Origin of the sequence: Paraburkholderia sp. MM5477-R1, from assembly GCF_050436385.1 — a bacterium.
Lineage (GTDB): Bacteria > Pseudomonadota > Gammaproteobacteria > Burkholderiales > Burkholderiaceae > Paraburkholderia > Paraburkholderia tuberum.
Genome location: NZ_JBNDMC010000003.1, coordinates 1000751 through 1018540, shown reverse-complemented (window position 1 = coordinate 1018540; position 17790 = coordinate 1000751). Strand labels below are relative to the sequence as shown.

At 62.2% G+C, this 17790-nt stretch carries 14 protein-coding genes and 1 pseudogene; 8 read left to right on the top strand and 7 right to left on the bottom strand.

All coding sequences use genetic code 11. The features are described from left to right. Positions 1 to 82: 82 nt before the first annotated feature. Positions 83 to 520 (top strand): hypothetical protein, encoded by a 438-nt coding sequence (locus OKW35_RS07980; protein ID WP_429551635.1) that lies wholly within the window; start codon positions 83 to 85, stop codon positions 518 to 520. A gap of 201 nt (positions 521 to 721) precedes the next feature. Here OKW35_RS07980 and OKW35_RS07975 read toward each other — a convergent pair whose 3' ends face one another. Beyond that, positions 722 to 2080 (bottom strand): tyrosine-type recombinase/integrase, encoded by a 1359-nt coding sequence (locus OKW35_RS07975; RefSeq protein ID WP_429551634.1) that lies wholly within the window; start codon positions 2078 to 2080, stop codon positions 722 to 724. Between the two features lie 154 nt (positions 2081 to 2234). Between OKW35_RS07975 and OKW35_RS07970 the strand changes: the two genes are divergently transcribed. Further along, on the top strand, positions 2235 to 2618 hold the full coding sequence (locus OKW35_RS07970) for a hypothetical protein (RefSeq protein ID WP_429551633.1): 384 nt from the start codon (positions 2235 to 2237) through the stop codon (positions 2616 to 2618). On the opposite strand, the gene OKW35_RS07965 is transcribed toward OKW35_RS07970, so the two are convergent. Next, positions 2597 to 3862: an IS256 family transposase gene (locus OKW35_RS07965; RefSeq protein WP_090812446.1), complete on the bottom strand. Its 1266-nt coding sequence runs from the start codon at positions 3860 to 3862 to the stop codon at positions 2597 to 2599. The genes OKW35_RS07970 and OKW35_RS07965 overlap by 22 nt on opposite strands. Positions 3863 to 4655: 793 nt before the next feature. On the opposite strand from OKW35_RS07965, the gene OKW35_RS07960 reads away from it, so the two are divergent. After that, entirely contained in the window at positions 4656 to 5804 is a 1149-nt protein-coding gene (locus OKW35_RS07960) for a hypothetical protein (protein WP_429551632.1), read from the top strand. A 49-nt stretch (positions 5805 to 5853) separates the two neighbouring features. Here the strand turns inward: OKW35_RS07960 and OKW35_RS07955 are convergent. Then, positions 5854 to 6185, bottom strand: a pseudogene (locus OKW35_RS07955) (methyl-accepting chemotaxis protein); the annotation flags it as partial. A gap of 354 nt (positions 6186 to 6539) precedes the next feature. Here OKW35_RS07955 and OKW35_RS07950 point away from each other — a divergent pair. Next, positions 6540 to 7463, top strand: coding sequence for an AraC family transcriptional regulator (locus tag OKW35_RS07950; RefSeq protein ID WP_429551631.1), 924 nt, complete (start codon positions 6540 to 6542; stop codon positions 7461 to 7463). A 6-nt stretch (positions 7464 to 7469) separates the two neighbouring features. On the opposite strand, the gene antC is transcribed toward OKW35_RS07950, so the two are convergent. From antC to antA, 3 genes are read right to left on the bottom strand one after another with little or no spacing between them, the layout of a single operon-like run. Continuing rightward, positions 7470 to 8498: an anthranilate 1,2-dioxygenase electron transfer component AntC gene (antC, locus tag OKW35_RS07945; protein WP_429551630.1), complete on the bottom strand. Its 1029-nt coding sequence runs from the start codon at positions 8496 to 8498 to the stop codon at positions 7470 to 7472. Between the two features lie 15 nt (positions 8499 to 8513). Next, positions 8514 to 9002: an anthranilate 1,2-dioxygenase small subunit gene (antB, locus tag OKW35_RS07940; RefSeq protein ID WP_090802720.1), complete on the bottom strand. Its 489-nt coding sequence runs from the start codon at positions 9000 to 9002 to the stop codon at positions 8514 to 8516. After that, the gene (gene antA / locus OKW35_RS07935) at positions 8999 to 10390 is read right to left on the bottom strand and encodes an anthranilate 1,2-dioxygenase large subunit (RefSeq protein ID WP_429551629.1); all 1392 of its coding nucleotides are present in this window, start codon (positions 10388 to 10390) and stop codon (positions 8999 to 9001) included. The genes antB and antA overlap by 4 nt, the downstream gene beginning before the upstream one ends. Before the next feature lie 333 nt (positions 10391 to 10723). Between antA and OKW35_RS07930 the strand changes: the two genes are divergently transcribed. Next, positions 10724 to 12256, top strand: a complete 1533-nt coding sequence (locus tag OKW35_RS07930; RefSeq protein WP_429551628.1) for a sensor domain-containing diguanylate cyclase — start codon at positions 10724 to 10726, stop codon at positions 12254 to 12256. Positions 12257 to 12405: 149 nt separating this feature from the next. Further along, the gene (locus OKW35_RS07925; protein ID WP_429551627.1) at positions 12406 to 13713 is read left to right on the top strand and encodes a solute carrier family 23 protein; all 1308 of its coding nucleotides are present in this window, start codon (positions 12406 to 12408) and stop codon (positions 13711 to 13713) included. A gap of 62 nt (positions 13714 to 13775) precedes the next feature. Here the strand turns inward: OKW35_RS07925 and OKW35_RS07920 are convergent, their stop codons facing one another. Further along, positions 13776 to 15431, bottom strand: coding sequence for a Na+/H+ antiporter (locus OKW35_RS07920; protein ID WP_184062702.1), 1656 nt, complete (start codon positions 15429 to 15431; stop codon positions 13776 to 13778). A gap of 312 nt (positions 15432 to 15743) precedes the next feature. On the opposite strand from OKW35_RS07920, the gene OKW35_RS07915 reads away from it, so the two are divergent. Together OKW35_RS07915 and OKW35_RS07910 are read left to right on the top strand one after the other, a co-directional pair. After that, on the top strand, positions 15744 to 17030 hold the full coding sequence (locus OKW35_RS07915) for an EAL domain-containing protein (RefSeq protein ID WP_184062700.1): 1287 nt from the start codon (positions 15744 to 15746) through the stop codon (positions 17028 to 17030). Positions 17031 to 17065: 35 nt separating this feature from the next. Next, entirely contained in the window at positions 17066 to 17782 is a 717-nt protein-coding gene (locus OKW35_RS07910; protein ID WP_429362519.1) for a copper homeostasis protein CutC, read from the top strand. The last annotated feature ends 8 nt before the right edge of the window (positions 17783 to 17790 follow it).

Here is a 17790-nt window from a genome sequence, read left to right as displayed (position 1 = left end):
CTATAAATACTCCAATGAATTCAACTATATAAGAGTTCGTGTGCAGAATAATAGAAAATTTTCGATGATTTAGGAGGGGACTATGGGGCTTCTGAATATATTTGGGAAGAAAAAGCCGAAAACTGCATGGGACGAACTCAACGATAACCCGACATTTCGTCAGCAAAAAGAGCTGTTTGAGCTGATGAGTCGTATGTGCGAGGATGGAGTCGATGCCGACGAAATGCCGAACGGACGAGGAGTGTTCGGCATGTCCGCTGCCAATCCGATCCCTTGCCATACGACGTTTGGCAGCACCGCGTATCTTGGTCGTCTACGTACTTTGGACGGAGTGAAAGTCGGCTACCATCGTCTTGGCTCTGTCTCTGCGGATGTGAGTGCCCATCCAGTCGACGCGTATGAAATATCTCATCCTGATGGAGAGAAGTTGGCCACGATATTCATATCGCCCTATCAGAAGCGGATTTCGAAAAAAGCGCCAGTCGGCTTTAAGCTTGAGGTGTATCCGTGGGATAAATAGGCAGGAAAGGAGCGTTGGGGGCACTTTTGGGAGCATCTTCCTTCCCAGTTCGGCGGATGGTTGCGCCAGCACTGCGGTCGGGAGTTCGATCCTCCGCTTTTATGGCACGGGTAGCAGAGAATAAAACGCATGCTAGGTGGTCCCGCATCCGAGGGGCTTGACACCAGAAACAGTGGCTGAAGAGGCGAACCGTGCCCTTCTTCAGGGCTCAAACTTGATATTTGCCTGCTCGAGCATCCACACTTCAATCTTGTGATGCCACATGCGTAGCAGATCAAGAGGGCGACGCCGATAGTGTTTCTCAGCAATTGCGGACGGCTTATGCCCTTGGATTTGGGCGACAACGCCCACGGGAACCTCAACCCACTCCGACAGCGTGCCGAATGATCGACGCAGGCCATGAAGCGAGAGGTGCGGCAAACCGGTCGGCGCTAATGCACGGTTATGCGCATGACGCGGTTCGGCAATCTTCCCATCCGACGCGGTCTTGCTGGCGAACACCCACTCCGACGGTTCCCACCTCTCGTTCCTTTGTGTGAGACGCGCAGTTTGGCGTTTGTTGGGAGGGGTTTCGTTCAGCCGTTGAAGGTATAACAACAGGCTCGCTAAGTACGGAGTGAGCGGAATAGTGCGACCGCCGGTACCTTCCACTTTGTCGTTCATCGTCAGGCTCCGCCACCGAAAGTCCACGTCTTCCCAGCGCAATGCGGCTAGCTCCTCCCGACGGGCTCCGGTGATCAGAAGCCCTTGAAGGTATGCGCTGATGACTGGATTGGCGATGCCACGTACCGCGCCAAACCAAACAGATAGCTGTTCGCGTTGTAGGCAGTCGTCCTTCGCGGTACTTCGAGGGAGAATGCCCTTAACCTTGGGCGAAGCATAAGCGTCTTGGGGGATGACGCCCGAGTACATATCGTGAGTGTCGCACCACCGAATGAAGGCCTTGAATAGACCGAAGGCATGGCCGGCATTCGTTGGTCCCCGGGGTATTTCGGCCTCAAGCCACTCGGACATGGATGTTGCCGTGATCTCGTTCAACCTGCGCGGCATGAGGGGAGCCAGAGGTCCACGCACTTTCTCTTTCCCGCCGCGCTTTGCAATACCTCCGCCGGGCGATGAGAGGTTGATATGGTCAAGGATGTACCTCTCCGACCGCGGCTTTTTCGTTTTGGGCGAGATCTTTGTCCGCAGATGCTCCAAGTAATGCCCCCACGCTTCGCCTACAGTTACGTCCTGACGCCGCTTCGCTGCCTGCCGAGCTTCGTGCGCGGCCTTCTGCTCTGCCTCTTTTTCGCGCGGATCAACACCACCATCAATAACCGTCTGGAGACTACGCGCTCGCTCCTGAGCCTGGTCGATTGTCCAGCTTCTCGAATCGCCGATCGTAATCCGCACGGTCGAGCCATGGATCTTCCCCTGAAAAATGTAAGCCTTGGCCCCACCAGCTGTGGCGCGCAAGCCGAGTCCTGGAGTCTTGCTGTCCCAGAGAAACGACTGCGACTTACCCTGTTCGCAGCGATGCGCCTCTACCCGAGCCGCAGTGAAGTTTACCTTCGCCACCTAGCCTCCTCGTTCGTAAGCCGCCGATTCCATGTAACCGCCATGTAACCAGATTATGCGGCAATGAAGGTATGCTGATCAATATCAATGAGATGGTGGCATGATAAGAATCATTAAAATACAAACACTTATCGAACTAAATCAACGAAGATCCATGTCGATAAACGTCGACTTGTTCGCATTCGCAATGCGAAGGTCGGGGGTTCGATCCTCCTCCTCCCACCATAAATTGTTTTGCATTGAGAAACACCTCCAAAACTTCGGCGGCGTCACCGATCCGTTCCTTTATGTGCGATCCACACGCGGGGGAATCACGCTGAGGCACGGCGTCGCTTACTCCCTTCGCCGCTTTTATACACTGTTGCAGCAAATGTCGCGCACCCGCTGGGTCGAGCATATTAAGGCTAATCGGCGTAACCACGCCATCCTCGGTGACGCGGACGACTTGGCGGACTTCCTGTTTTGCGCCGAGCTAACGTCAAGAGTGGTGTATGAACATTTTGATGGCGGTCGATTTCAAGCGGCGAGTTTCTGCTGAACCGGTCGATCGTCTTGCACCGGTTCGCCGTCCTTGAAGGCCACACCCTCGAGCAACAGCTTGATCTTTTCCGGGCCGTTGATACGGCGCCAAGTTTTCTCGGCTTCCTCAATCAGCTTGAATGCCAGGCCGAGGAAGGTAGGTCGCGACACGCAGTTACGCGTACGTGTCGTACGGTGGCGCACCGTCGCGAACGTCGATTCAATCGCGTTGGTGGTACGCAGATGCTGCCAATGTTCGGCGGGGAACTCGTAGAAGGCCAGCAAGCTCTCTCGGTCCTTCTTCAGCGTCTCCGCCGCCTTCGGATATTTGGCCGCATAGATCGACACGAAACGATCGAACGCGGCATGGGCTTCGGCACGCGTCGCGGCCATCCAGATCGATTGCATGTCGGCCTTCGCGCGCGCCTGCTGCGACTTGGGCAGCGCGTTGAGCACGTTGCCCATCTTGTGAAACCAACAGCGCTGACCACGCGTTGTCGGAAACACTTCCTCCAGCGCCGCCCAGAAGCCCATCGCGCCGTCGCCGACCGCCAGCCGTGGACCCGCCTTCAGACCGCGCTTTTTCAGGTCGAGCAACAGTTCCAGCCACGATGCTTTCGTCTCGCGATACCCATCGCCGATCGCCACGCGCTCTTTGCTCCCATCCGGCCTCACGCCGATGATCACGAGCAAGCATTGACCGTCCGAGTTCTCGCTGCGCAGCCCGGTGTGAATGCCGTCCACCCACCAGTACACATAGTGTGATTCCGACAAGTCCCGCTTGCTCCAGGCCGCATGATCTTCAGCCCATTGCGCCTTCAGCCGACTCACCACGTTGGCCGACAAGCCCTTGGCGTCATCGCCCACGAGCACCTTTAACGCTTCGCCCATGTCGCCCGTCGAAATACCCTTCAGATACAGCCACGGCAGGGCTGCGCTTACGCGGGGCGACTTCCTCACGTACGGCGGCACGATCGTCGAGTTGAACTTCACGCCGAATCCTGATCGATCACGCACCTTCGGTACCTTCACCTGAATCGGCCCGGCCGCCGTCAACACATCGCGTTCCGGCAAGTAGCCGTTGCGGACCACCGCGCGCTGTCCATGCATGGTCTTGACGTTCGCGAACCGCTCCATCAGCTCTGCCAGCTCCGCTTCAATCGCTTGTTGAATCACTTGCCGTGCCCCTTGACGAACCAAATCGTCCAGCCCCAGGCCGGCGCCCAATAGACCGACAACTGCTTTTTCCGTATCCTTGCTCATGGTGGATGGTTTGTTGTTTGCTGGTTTCCGACTTCGACAATCAGATTCTCAGCTGAAACCTCCACCGCCTTCAACTTCCCGCCTCAACTCCCCCGTACACCAGATTCGACTTTAGCTCTTTTGCGCCTCGCGTCAGTCACTGACCATCGTTGGTGCACACTTGCGTAAGCTGGACGGCCCTCATTGCTTCTACTGTGGGCGGGGAGTTACCGAGGCCGACGTCGATCACTTTGTCCCATTTTCGCTGTATCCAAGGGACCAAGCTCACAATTTGTGCTCGCGCACCTGACCTGCAATCGCAGTAAATCGGACACGCTTGCTGCTAAGCCTCACCTCGAACGTTGGCTTGAAACACTCATGACCCGAGCTGGCGAGCTGGATGAAATCGGCGCGTTAGCGGGCATGGCGAGTGATGGCATTACCGCACACAGAGTAGCGGTGTGGGGCTACACGAACGCCAGTGTCACGGGCGGCCGCGCATGGCTGTCTGCGTCGAGTTATGAGCGGGTGAGTACCGACTACCTTGGTCTTTTCGAAGACTAGACTTTGCTTGGCGCGGCGCTGCAACGGTGGTCTGCCACCATGACATTCCGGGTTCGGCCAATGAGGAGTCTTCCGCGTAACCGACTCCGAGCGACTGATCGACCTTCTGTTGCAGACACCCATAAGCGTCCACGAAATTCGGTGCGATTCTTAATCGCTGCCTCAACTGTAGCCGTTAGTATAGTTAGTATATTTATCCAGCGTTACTGCGTCCGTCACTTGACCTTGCCCGAACCCCACCCATAATCCAATGACCTACTTCGTTGATATTTTCTCGGTAGATACATTCGAGGGCTTTTCAAATACCCCCAAGAATACTGCAGGTTTCCACCCCAACCGCAAGGCTTGGGTTACCAAAATCAAACCCGGCGACAAAATTCTTTGCTACCTTAAGGGGCTGTCCTGCTGGGTAGGCATATTAGAGGTCATGGGGCCGATGGCGGAGGCGGCGCCGAGCAGCGAAATCCTCAGCGAGTACACGCTGCAATTCCCCGTGAAGCCGATCGTCTGGTTGAAGAAAGGCGCACTTCTACCCATTAAGCGTTCCGACGTTTGGGCCGCCCTATCCTTCACGAAGGACGTAACGCCCGGGGCCGGCGGGTGGAATGCCATCCTGCGTAGCAGTGGCGTTCGATTACGGGAACCCGACGGTCAGAAAGTGGAGGAGCTACTTTCTCACCAGTCCCAGCATCCGACTCCTGATGATATCGCTGACGAGACTTGGGAAAAGCACCGCAGCCTGAAGATGATTAATGCCGTGGGAAAGCTTGTGGCGGTGCAGATTCCCCTTGATGAGCAAGAGGCCGAAGCTCCTCAGCCTGAGACGCTTACTCCGAAACCATGCGACATACCAGACCTTGCAAATCTCCCGCCGCAGGTCCGAACTTCCCACAAGATGCAGGCGTTGCTCGCCGACATTGGGATCGCCATGGGATTTGAGGTCTGGATACCGAAGGCTGACAAGGAAGCTGTTCTTTCAGAGATGGGTAACCACGAGCTGTTGGCGGCCCTCCCCTACACGCAGCTTTCCGAACCGGCCATCAAGACGGTCGAACAGATTGATGTTCTCTGGCTACAAAAGAAGACCATCGTGCGTGCCTTTGAAGTCGAGCACACAACCGCGGTCTACTCAGGGATCTTACGCATGGCGGACCTGCTGGCGCTGCAGCCCAACTTCCACACGAGGCTGCACATCGTGGCGCCGGAAGAACGGCGCAAAAAGGTGTTTCAGGAGCTGATGCGGCCGGCGTTCTCGATTTTCCCGCAGGGGCCATTGTCAGCGCTTTGCAGCTACCTACCATATGAGAAGGTGCAGGACCTGGCCGCTAACCCCACTTTGGAATATCTCAAGCAGGAAGTGCTGGACAAATACGAGGAATTTGCGGAGGAAGCGGAGTGAGTTGCCCCGGGCTTGCTAGGCACTCCCTACAATCTTCGTTTGAAGAGGCGCTGACCTCGTTCATCGTCCTCCCCGCTTCGCCAGCGAGCGCCGAGCCGTCGCAGATCCGGCCGACCGACGTCGCGATCGGGTCCTTGATCTCCTTGGCCGTGCTCGACGAACGTTTCGCAAGGCTGCGCACCTCGCTTGCGGCCACCGCGAAGCTGCGTCCTTGCTCACGGGCGCGCCGTTTCGACGACCGCGTTCAGCGCGAGAATGTTGGTCTGAAACGCAACGCCTCGATGATCGCCGTGATGTCCGCGATCTTCGTCGCGCTGTCGCTGATGCGCTGCGTCGTGTTGACGACCTCGGGCCGGCCACCGCGCCGCCCTTCTGCGCAACTTACGACGCAATGACCGATGAAACAGAAGCCTGCACGGTTTTACGCGTATTTAAAATGCGTGATGAATGCATCGCCTTTCGTTTGAATTTCGGTCTCTTTTCCATTTGGCAGCAATTCTCCATGCCAGCACAGCGGTGCTTTACCGGAGGACAATGTTTTATTCATCCACCCGGACCGGTCACGGTTGAGGTAGGCTTAGCCAATCCCCTTATGTCCCCCGTTCTGCGCCCAGATGGACTGTCTCCCCTCGGGGCACGCACCCCAATAGCTCGTCTCCACGTATGTCAACTCCGGACTCCGGCAACCGCGATCTCCGCGCTGCATTGAGCGACCTAGACGGCGCCCGCAACTGGATGGCATCCATCTGCGGCCCCCACGGCCTCCAGGTCAGTCATCCAGAGCGCTTGCGCTTCCACCAGTCCGGCACCGTACTTCGTTCGATGGCGACGACGATAGGCTACGTCGAATACGGCACCGACGTGACGGTCGCGGTGAGCGAGAGCAGTCCGCTGAACTGCTACAGCGTGAGCCTGCCGATGGTCGGTCAACAGGAGCTCGCAGCACACGGCAAGAGGTGGTTGTCGGATCAGGATTGCGGTCTGATCGTCAGTCCGCAGGAATCGCAGGATCTCGCGATCACCGGCAATTGCCGCAAGCTGCACGTCGCGATTCCGCGCTCCGCGCTCCAACAGGTGCTGCAGACGATGCTGCAACGCCCCGTCGAAGCGCCGCTCGTGTTCCAGCCCGACATGGATGCGGCCGCCGGCGATCAGGCATCGTGGTGGCGCATGGTCAAGTTCCTGGCCGGCGAGATGGAGCGCTCGGGACCGTCGCTGGGGCAGCTTTACATGTCCAGCGAGTTCGAACTGACGTTGCTGAAGGGGCTGCTGCTGTCACAGCCGCATAACTATTCGGAACAGCTAACCAACGCGACCGCGCCGACGCCACCGCATTATCTGACCCGCGCGCGCCAGTTCATTCACGACAACGCGCGCGAGCCGATCACGCTCGAAGACATCGAGCGCGCGTCGGGTGTGTCGCGCTTCAAGCTGTTCGACGGCTTCCGTCAATATTTCGGCGGCACGCCGATCGCGTATCTGAAACGCTACCGGCTCGAATCGGCGCGGCGCGATATTCTCGACGACCGCTCGGTGCGCAATATCTCGTCGGTGGCGCTGGGCTGGGGGATGTCGCATCTCGGCCGTTTCTCGACCGAGTACAAGGCATTGTTCGGCGAGTCGCCATCCGAGACGCTGAAGCGCGCGGCGCGGCGTTAGAACGTCCTATCGCGCGTTGCTTTCGCCGAACTTCTCGTAAAACAGCCGGTAATCCTGAATACCCTGTTCGGTGAGCCAGGTCTTGATCGCTTCGACCATCGGCGGTGGTCCGCACACGTACATGTCGAAGCCATTCGATTCGAAAAACGATCGGTCGAAATGCTCGGGAATCAGCCCGGTCTTGCCCGACCATTCCGGCGCCGGATTCATCACGACCGTCTCGACCGCGAATCCTTCGATGCTCGCCTTGTAGCCGTTGATGCGCCCGGTCTCGCACAGATCGGCTGCATTCGTGACGCCGTAGTACAGATGCACCGGATGCGCGACATTGCGTTTCGCCGAGAAGTCGTCGAGCATGCCGAGGAAGGCGGAGAGTCCCGTGCCGCCCGCCACCATCACGAGCGGACGCTCGACCTGGCGCAGATAGAACGCGCCGAGCGGCGCCTCGAACTCGACCGTATCACCGGCCTTGCAACGTTCGCGCAGATAGTTGCTCATCATGCCGTCGGGCAACAGACGGATCAGGAATTGCAACTCGTTGCGCGCGTTCGGATGATTCGCGAACGAGTACGAACGCCATTCTTCGGTGCCGGGCACCTTCACGCGCGCATACTGGCCCGGCAGAAAATCGAGCTGACGCTCATGCGCGCTCGCATCGACACGCAGAATCGCGGTCGTCGCCGACACCAGCTCGACGCCGACCACGCTCGCGCACACGGTGCTCGTGCCGGCGCCTTCGCACAGCGTCGAGTCGAAGTCGAAATAGAACGACGCATCCGACTTCACGCGCGTCTGGCACGAGAGGATCTTGCGCTGCGCGAGGTCCTCTTCGCTGAGCGTTTCCTCGTCGACGTAATCGAGCGTGTAGTCGCCCGATTCGCAGCGCCCCTGGCAGGTGCCGCACACGCCTTCGCGGCAGTCGAGCGGAATGTTCACGCCGTTCTTCAGCGCCGCGTCGAGCAGCAGCTCGTTCGGGCTCAGATCGAAGAACGCGGTTTTGCCATCGGCAAAGCTCAACGCGACCTTATGTTTCATCGTCGTGCTCCCGGCTCACAGATGGTAGAAATCCAGCACCGCGTTGATGTGGTCGTTCAGCAGCAGCACGTGCTTGCGCTTGATCTTCCAGCTATCGCCCGACGCTTGCAGGTCGTACACCGCGCGGCCGTAGAAGTAGTCGGTCGAGCCGTGACGCGTGTACAGCGTCGACCAGTTCACGTTCGCTTCGACGCTCGAATCTTCGCGCTCGCTCAGTCGCACGTTACTGATCTGATGCATCGTGCGCGGCAGCGGTGTCGACGCGGCCGACTTGCCGGTGCGCAGCCGAAACACGCGGTCTTCGAGACCGGCGCGATCCGAGTAGTAAATCAGCGACATGCCCTGTTTCGGATCGGTCGTGTACACGTGCTCGGAATCCCACTGCGGCACATGGAACACGCTCTGCGGATCGAACAGGTCGACATATTCGTCCCATTGCTGCTTGTCGCACAGATCGGCCTTCAGATACAGAAACTGCTCGACGGAGTGTTGGAGTTGGCTCATGCCTGCTCTCCCTGCGATTCGATGGGTTTGTCGAGACCCTTGAGGATCGTGTCGCGCCAGGTGCCGTGCTGGTTCACGTAAATCCCTTCGTGGGTCAGCTCGGTGCCGGTCAGATTCGGCTCGATGCCGAGCAGCGTGGTGTTCGCGGTCGCGCCGCTGGCCCACTTGTGATGCCCGCGCGAGATGTCGCTCCAGCGTTCGAGGCGCGCCTGGAAGCCGCGCTGCTGTTCGCGGAACTCGACGAGATCGTCGGGCGTGCCCATGCCGGACACGTTGAAGAAGTCTTCGAACTGACGGATGCGGTTCTCGCGATCCTTCGCCGACTCGCCCTTCACGCCGATGCACTGGCTGATGACCTCGGTCTTGTTCCACGCGAGCGGCCGCACGATGCGCAGCTGCGAGCTGATCTGGTCCATGAAGAACAGGCTCGGGTAGACATTCAGATTGCGCAGCCGGTGCATCATCCATTCGGCCTTGTCGTGGCCATAGGCTTCGACGAGCCGCGGCATCACGCTCTCGTAGCCGGGACGCACTTGCGGATTCGGCATGTCGCTGAACAGCACGCTGTGGCCATTCCTGAATGCGAACCAGCCGTCGTCGGTTTCGCTGTCGCCGGCGCCGAGCTTGCTGTAGTCGAGCGTGCCGCCGGGGTTATCCCCTTTCTTCGCATTCGCCTCGATGCGGTGCTGCACGGTCGCTACGTAGTTGTAGTGCACGGTGCTCACGTGATAGCCGTCGAGACCGTTCTCGTTCTGCAGCTTCCAGTTGCCGTCGAACGTGTAGGTCGACTTGCCGGGCAGCACTTCGAGCTCGCCGGTCGGCGACTGCGCGACCATCATGTCGAAGAAGATGCGCGCGTCGCCGAGATAGTCTTCGAGCGTGTCGATGCCGTCGACGTCGAGGCTCACGAACACGAAGCCCTTGTAGCTCGCGATGCGCGCTTTCTTCAGGCCGCGCACCGACTTGTCGAAGTCGTCGCAGTATTCGCCCGGCGCCTTCACCTTCACGAGCCGGCCGTCGTTCTTGTAGCACCATGCATGGAACGGGCACGTGAAGGTCGACTGGTTGCCCTTGGTCATACGCGTGAGCGTCGCACCGCGGTGCTGGCACGCGTTGATCATCGCGTTCAGGTTGCCGGCGCCGTCGCGCGAGATGATCAGCGGCTGGCGGCCCGCGCGCATCGTCAGGAAATCGTCCTTGTTGGGGATCTCGCTTTCGTGGCACGCATAGATCCAGGCCTTCTCGAAGATGTGCTCCATCTCGAGCGAGAACAGCTCGGGCTCCGTGAACATTTCGCGGGCAATCCGGTACACGCCTTCCGCGGGGCGGAAGTCCAGACAGCCGCTGACGAATTCGCGCCATTCCGAGGCGCTGCGCTTCTCGCTCATGATGTCTCTCTCTCCTTGTGTCCAATCGTTTGAACGTGACAGGCTCGATTGAATACCCAAGTGGCGAGGCCAACTATCCAGCCAATTCGCATTTGCTATCCGAATAATTGGACCGCGCCTGGATAATCTGGCGATCGGGCGCAACCCCCGCCGGACGGGACTTCTGGCGTGCCGTTCCGGTGCATGCGGGCAAACACCCGGCTACGCAAACGTTTGCCTGCGCGCCATGTCTGCTACGCTCACGTTTTCGTAGGTCGCGTTTTTGACGGTGATTGCCGAGACGCGGCCGCTTCTTCACGCGCGACGTTCAGCGCATGTCAGAACCAAAAACGCATGGTGACGCGCCGACCGAACAACGTGATTGCGATCAGTGTCTTGCTGGCTGGCGCGATCCTCGCGATCGCCGTGTCGCTGCTCGCACAGATGCGCGAAGATGCGTTGCGGCGCGCGCAGGACTCCGTCGCCAACATATCCCTGCTGGTCCAGCGCGACGTGTCGCGCAATCTCGAGATCTACGACCTGTCGCTGCGCGCGGCGATCGACGGACTGAAGCAGCCGGGCGTGCTCGATCTGCCGCCGGAGATCCGCCAGATGGTGCTGTTCGACGGCTCGATCAGCGCAAAGGACATGGGCTCGGTATTCGTGCTCGACGAGAACGGCAACGTGCGCTTCGATTCGCGCGCGTGGCCGCCGCGCGCAAGTAACCATGCGGACCGCGACTACTTCAAGGCGCAGCGCGCTTCGCCCGACGTCGGCCTGTACATCAGCCATCCGTTCAGCCCGAGCGGCACCGACGATGACCTGCGCATCGCGCTGAGCCGGCGCATCTCGAGGCCGGACGGCAGCTTCAGCGGCGTGGTGGTCGGCACGCTGCGCCTCACGTATTTCCATCGGCTGTTCGACGGCATGAAGCTCGGGCCGAGCGGCTCGATGGCATTGATGCTCAGCGACGGCACGATGTTGATGCGCCGTCCTTACGATTCGAAAACGATCGGCATCAACCTGACCGGCACGGCCAACTTCTCGCGCTTCATCAAGCGGCCGAGCGGCGACTTCTTCGGCACGGCGGCGATCGATCGCGTCGAGCGCTGGTATGCGTTCCGCCATATCGACGGCTTTCCGCTGATCCTCGACGTCGCGCTCTCGACGCGCGACATCTACGTCGAGTGGCGGCGGCGCGCATGGATCATCGGCACGCTGATCGGCGCGCTCGACGTGACGATCATCGCGCTCGCGATCCTGTTCTCACGCCAGTTGCGTCTGCGCCGCGCGGCCGAGGAAGAGTTGCGCGAACTGGCGCGCACGGACGGGCTGACCGGCCTGAACAACCGCCGCGCCTTCGAGGAGCACGTGAACGACGAATGGCGACGCGCGCAGCGCACCGGCCGGCCGCTGTCGCTGCTACTGATCGATGTCGACAACTTCAAGGGCTTCAACGACCTGTACGGCCATTCGGCCGGCGACGAAGCGCTGATCGGCGTCGCGCGCTGTATCGCGCAGAACGTGCGACGTCCGGGCGATACGGCCGCGCGCTTCGGCGGCGAGGAGTTCGCGGTGCTGCTGCCGGACACCGACGCGACGGGCGCGCAGCGGATCGCCGAGCAGATGCGCGCGGCGGTGCAGGCGCTGCAATGCCGCCATGTGGCCAGCACGCATCACGTGCTGACGGTGAGCGCAGGCGCTGCGACCGCGCAGGGCGCGGCGCTCGCGACGAGCCGCGCGCTCGTCGACGCCGCCGACGAAGCGCTGTATCGCGCGAAGGATGCCGGCCGCAATCGGGTGATGCTGTACGGCGCGCCGACGGACCACTCCGCACGCGACGGCGCCGCGGTGACGCCGGACCCCGACCCGCGCCGCGCGAATTGACGCGCTTCCAGGGCTCGTTTCCCGAGCCACTTGTCGGCCCGCTTGCCAGCCCTTATTGCTCTCCGTAAACTCGCGCGTAACTTTTGCCGGACCCACGCCGCAGCGTGTGATCGGCACACACCACGCCGACCCTGAGGAGAATCCCCGCGATGGCCGCATCCTATTTTCCCCGCTGGCGCCGCCAGCCTGCCGGCGCCGAAGGCGGCATCGTCGGCATCGACGAACGGCTCGGGTGGCCGCAGATGTTCGCGATGGGCGTCCAGCACGTCGTCGCGATGTTCGGCTCGACCGTGCTCGCGCCGCTGCTGATGGGCTTCGATCCGAACCTGGCCATCTTCATGTCGGGGATCGGCACGCTGCTGTTCTTCGTGCTCGTCGGCGGGCGCGTGCCGAGCTATCTCGGTTCGAGCTTTGCGTTCATCGGCCTCGTGATCGCGGTGACCGGCTACGGCGGACACGGCGCGAACCCGAATATTGCGGTCGCGTTGGGCGGCATCATCGCGTGCGGCGTCGCGTACGGGGTGATCGGTCTGATCGTGGCGGCGGTCGGCACGGGCTGGATCGAAACGCTGATGCCGCCGGTCGTGACCGGCGCGATCGTCTGCGTGATCGGTCTGAACCTCGCGCCGATCGCCGTGCATGGCGTGAGCGGCAGCAATTTCGAGTCGTGGATGGCGCTCGTCACGGTGCTGTGCGTCGGCGCAGTCGCGGTGTTCACGCGCGGCATGCTCCAGCGTTTGCTGATCCTGGTCGGCCTGCTGCTTGCCTACGTCATTTACGCGATCGTCACGAACGGCCTCGGCATGGGCAAGCCGATCGATTTCTCGATCGTCGCGAACGCCGCGTGGTTCGGCATGCCGCACTTCATGTCGCCGGTGTTCGACCCGCACGCGATGACGCTGCTCGCGCCGATCGCGGTGATCCTCGTCGCCGAAAACCTCGGCCACATCAAGGCCGTCAGCGCGATGACGGGCCAGAACCTCGACCGCTATATCGGCCGCGCGTTTCTCGGCGATGCGCTCGCGACGATCGTGTCCGGCTTCGCGGGCGGTACCGGCGTGACCACGTACGCGGAGAACATCGGCGTGATGGCGGTCACGAAGATCTATTCGACGCTGGTGTTCGTGATCGCCGCGTTGATCGCGCTCGTGCTCGGCTTCTCGCCGAAGTTCGGCGCGGTGATCCAGACGATTCCGGGACCGGTGCTGGGCGGTGTGTCGATCGTCGTATTCGGGCTGATCGCGGTGACGGGCGCGCGCATCTGGGTCGTCAACAAGGTCGACTTCTCCGACAACCGCAATCTGATCGTCGCGGCCGTCACCCTCGTGCTCGGCGCCGGCGACTTCTCTCTGAAGCTCGGCGGCTTCGGGCTCGGCGGCATCGGCACCGCGACGTTCGGCGCGATCATCCTGTACGCGCTGCTGAGAAGAAAGCCGACGCAAGGGCCGGTGGCCTGAGCGTCTTTTATCGGCACTGGCATGTCAAGCGCCGGTGCCGATGCCAATGCGGCAGCCACCTCCTACCTTTTGCGCGCGGTCAGCGCCGTCTCCGACAGATCCACCTCGCGCATCAGCTTGTACAGCGTCTCGTCGTTGATGCGCTGGGTGTCGCGCAGGTCGAGCAGCGTCTTGCGCTCGGCGCGCATCGCCGCGAGCTTCATGCGGAATTCGAGGGCATCGGCACGGCGCGCGAGTTCGCGTGGCGCCTGTTCGTCGTCGAGCGTCGCGAGCCGGCGCCGGTACAGGTCCATCACCCGCGCGGTTACATCGGTCGCATACGCCTGAGCCGATTCCTCGAGGTCCGCGCATTCCGTGTCGTGCAGATGATCGACCGCGCGAATCGCCGACTGCGCGGCGAGCGTACGCGCGAGTGCTTCCTCTGCGGCATGCGGGTCCTTGCCGCGCCGCCAGCCGCGCAGCAGCAGCGGCAACGCGACCACCGCCACCAGCAGCGACACCAGGATCACCCCCGACGCGATGAAGATCGCGAGATCGCGTCCCGGCAGCGGCGTGCCGTTCGGCAGCACCTCCGGCAGCGACAGCACGCCCGCGAGCGTCACCGCGCCGCGCACGCCGGCCACCGTCGTCACCGACACCATGCGCAACCCGGGCACTGCGTTCGCGACGCCGTGCTTCGTCGCGCCGCGGCTCGCGAACCAGCGCAGCAGCCACACCCACGCGAAGCGCATCGCGTACAGCGCGAGCGCCACCGCAACGATATAGCCGATCAGCAGCGCGACCTGCGCGTCGTTGGTTTCGTGCGCGTCGAGCAGCGCGCGGCCGAGGATGTGCGGAAACTGCAGGCCGAGCATGATGAACACCATGCCGTTGAACACGAACTCGATCATCGTCCACGTGCTCGAGGCCCGCACGCGCGAGGCGACCTGCCATTTTTCCGTGATGCTCGCGTAGTTCATCATCATGCCGGCGGAGACCGCGGCGAGAACGCCCGACAGCTCGAAGCGCTCGGCGGTCAGATAGGCGGCGAACGGGATCAGCAGGGTCATCACGACGCCCGGCGCGGGATCGCCTTCTTCGGTGAGATTCAGGAAGCGCGCGGACACGAAGCTGAACACCGCGCTCACCGCCGCGCCGACCGCGAGGCCGCCCACCGCGATGATCACGAAGCTCACCGACGCTTCACGCAGCGAGAACGCGCCGGTCAGCGCGGCGGCGATCGCGAACTTCAGCGCGACGAGGCCTGACGCGTCGTTCATCAGCGCCTCGCCTTCGAGGATATGCATCAACTGGACCGGAATCTTGCCCTTGCCGGCGATGCCGGACAGCGCGACCGCGTCGGTCGGCGACAACACGGCGGCGAGGGCGAATGCGACCGGCAGCGAGATCTGCGGCACCAGCGCGTGCACGAAGTGACCGACCACCAGCACCGTCATGAACACGAGGCCTAGCGCGAGCATCAGGATCGCGCGGCGCGCCATGAAGAACTCGCGCTTCGGGATGCGCCAGCCGTCCGCGAACAGCAGCGGCGGAATGAACAGCAGCATGAAGATTTCCGGATCGAACGCGACGTGCAATTCGAGGCGCGGCCACGCGAGCATCGCGCCGATCGCGATCTGCACGAGCGGCAGCGGCAGCTTGAACGGCAGCGCGCGGGTCAGCATGCCGGACGCGGCGACGGCGAGTAGCAGGATCAGGACGGTAAAGACAATTTCCATCGTGTGTTTCGGGGGATGCAGGGTTGTCCCGGGAGAGGGCGCGATGCGCAGGGTCGAGTGTAGCCCGGCGGCGCGCGCAGTTGCCGCGAGCTTCGCCGCGACGTGGCCTGCGAATCCGTGCACCGCAACGGTGCGTGCGACGCCCACTGGCGGCGCACGAGCGCTGTCGCCGGTGCAATCTTTCGAGCGAGTTATAGCGCAGTGTGCGCCAGCGTGCGCATGGACCTTGCTTAACCGGTAACGATGACGCACATTTTGAGAGCTCGTTGCCGGTCGCGTTCGGACCGGCCGGCTCTCGCGTGAGAGGATTGCATGACGATTGCGCAACAGGACAGGGCGGCGAGCGTGCCGCACGGCTTCGAGGTCGAGGTGAGCTCGGGCCTTCAACGCTATTCGGTGCAGCACGGCGAACTGACGCTTACCAGCGTGTTCCAGCCGATTTTCAGTCTGTCGCACCTGCGCGCGGTCGGCTATGAGGGCTTGCTGCGCGCGCACGACGCGCTCGATCGCGCGGTGTCGCCGCTCGATGTGTTCGGCGAGGCCGCGCGCCTCGGCGACGCGCTGCAGGTCGACCGGCTGGCGCAGACGCTGCATCTGGAGAACTTCAAGGTGCTCGGCGCCGAGCGCGAATGGTTGTTCCTGAACGTGCACCCGGGCGTGCTGACCGACCCGTATCTCGCGGCCGCTTTGCTCGCCAATCTGCGGCGGCTCGATCTGTCGCCACGGCGCGTCGTGCTCGAAGTGCTCGAGCAGAGCGCCGAAGATCTCGATCGACTTGCCGACGCGGTGCGCGAGTTTCGCGAGCGCGGCTTCCTGATCGCGCTCGATGATTTCGGCGCCGGCCATTCGAACATCGAGCGGATCTGGCAACTGAATCCCGACATCGTGAAGCTCGACCGCGTCATGCTGTCGCATGCCGCGCATCGCGCCGACATGGCGACGATCCTGCCGGGGCTCGTGGCGATGCTGCATGAAGCGGGCAAGCTCGTGCTGATCGAGGGCATCGAAACCGAGCACGAAGCGCAGATGGCGCTCGCCTGCAATGCCGACTTCGTGCAGGGCTTTTTCTTTGGCCGGCCGAATCCGGGTGTTGCCGATCCGATCCACGCGGCGGTTTGCATCGGCGAAGTCACCGAGCGTTATCGTGAGCAGGCCGAGGCACGCGAGCGGCGCAGCGCGAGTCGGCTCGCCCCGTATCTGCGCGCGTTCGAGCGCGCCGCGGAGCGTCTCGCCGCCGGTGAGCCGCTCGACGAGGTGTGCTGGAATTTCCTCGCGCTCGATCACGTGGCGCGCTGTTTTCTGCTCGACGCGAAGGGGCGCCAGGCCGGCCGCAACGTCGTGCTGCGCGCCGATCGCGCGGCGCACGAAACGCGCTTTCTGCCGCTCGCCGACGCGCAGGGCGCGAACTGGCTGCGTCGGCCGTACTTCAGCGTCGCGATCAATGCGCCGGAGCGGGTGCACGTGACGCGGCCATATCTGTCGATCAACGAGGCGTTGCCGTGCGTGACGCTGTCGGTGGCGACGCGCGTCGGCAGCGAGACTTGCGTGCTGTGCGGCGATATCGACTGGGTCGAAGACGAACGCGACGCGCGCATCTGACATGATGTCGTTTTCAACGACACCAGGTTGCGCTCATGTCCGTGCTGCTCGAAGTGATTGCCACGACCGTCGCCGATGCGCGCGCTGCCGCGCAGGCCGGTGCCGACCGTCTCGAACTCGTGACCGCGATGGGCGAGGGCGGATTGACGCCGAGTGTGGGGTTGATCGAGGCGGTGGTTTCAGCGCTCGGCGTCCGGGCAGCCGGCGTACCCGTGAACGTGATCGTGCGGCCGCATAGCCGCGCGTTCGTCTACGACGCCGACGACTACGCGGTGATGCTGCGCGACATCCGGGCCGTCAAGGCGGCCGGCGCGAACGGCATCGTGATCGGCATGCTCGATGCGGAGCGGGCGATCGACCGCGAAGGTCTCGCGCGCGCGTGCGAAGCTGCCGATGGACTCGCGATCACGTTCCATCGCGCGTTCGACGAGGCGCGCGATCTGCGCGAAGCGCTCGACGTATTGCTCGGTTTCGAGGCGGTGACGAATGTGCTGACGTCGGGCGGACAGCCGTCGGTGCTGCGGGCGCAAGCGACGATCGGCGAACTGCTGCGGCAGGCTGCCGGTTCGCATTGCACGGTGCTCGCCGGTGCCGGCTTGACGGTCGATGCGGTCGCGGAGTTCGTAAGCAAAACGCACGTCGAGGCCGTGCATTTCGGCTCCGGCGTGCGCGTGAACGGCAACGGACTCGCGCCGGTCGATCCGGCGAAGGTGATGCAGGTGAGGGCGCTGCTCGACGCAATGCAACGGTGAGCAGCGCA

What these genes read in the sequence shown, in the direction of transcription:
- antB (WP_090802720.1), bottom strand. Translation starts at nt 9,002, where the DNA reads ATGAGCCAACTCCAACACTCCGTCGAGCAGTTTCTGTATCTGAAGGCC.
- OKW35_RS07930 (WP_429551628.1), top strand. Translation starts at nt 10,724, where the DNA reads ATGGTGACGCGCCGACCGAACAACGTGATTGCGATCAGTGTCTTGCTG.
- OKW35_RS07970 (WP_429551633.1), top strand. Translation starts at nt 2,235, where the DNA reads ATGTCGATAAACGTCGACTTGTTCGCATTCGCAATGCGAAGGTCGGGG.
- OKW35_RS07910 (WP_429362519.1), top strand. Translation starts at nt 17,066, where the DNA reads ATGTCCGTGCTGCTCGAAGTGATTGCCACGACCGTCGCCGATGCGCGC.
- OKW35_RS07925 (WP_429551627.1), top strand. Translation starts at nt 12,406, where the DNA reads ATGGCCGCATCCTATTTTCCCCGCTGGCGCCGCCAGCCTGCCGGCGCC.
- antA (WP_429551629.1), bottom strand. Translation starts at nt 10,390, where the DNA reads ATGAGCGAGAAGCGCAGCGCCTCGGAATGGCGCGAATTCGTCAGCGGC.
- antC (WP_429551630.1), bottom strand. Translation starts at nt 8,498, where the DNA reads ATGAAACATAAGGTCGCGTTGAGCTTTGCCGATGGCAAAACCGCGTTC.
- OKW35_RS07965 (WP_090812446.1), bottom strand. Translation starts at nt 3,862, where the DNA reads ATGAGCAAGGATACGGAAAAAGCAGTTGTCGGTCTATTGGGCGCCGGC.
- OKW35_RS07950 (WP_429551631.1), top strand. Translation starts at nt 6,540, where the DNA reads ATGGCATCCATCTGCGGCCCCCACGGCCTCCAGGTCAGTCATCCAGAG.
- OKW35_RS07920 (WP_184062702.1), bottom strand. Translation starts at nt 15,431, where the DNA reads ATGGAAATTGTCTTTACCGTCCTGATCCTGCTACTCGCCGTCGCCGCG.
- OKW35_RS07915 (WP_184062700.1), top strand. Translation starts at nt 15,744, where the DNA reads ATGACGATTGCGCAACAGGACAGGGCGGCGAGCGTGCCGCACGGCTTC.
- OKW35_RS07960 (WP_429551632.1), top strand. Translation starts at nt 4,656, where the DNA reads ATGACCTACTTCGTTGATATTTTCTCGGTAGATACATTCGAGGGCTTT.
- OKW35_RS07980 (WP_429551635.1), top strand. Translation starts at nt 83, where the DNA reads ATGGGGCTTCTGAATATATTTGGGAAGAAAAAGCCGAAAACTGCATGG.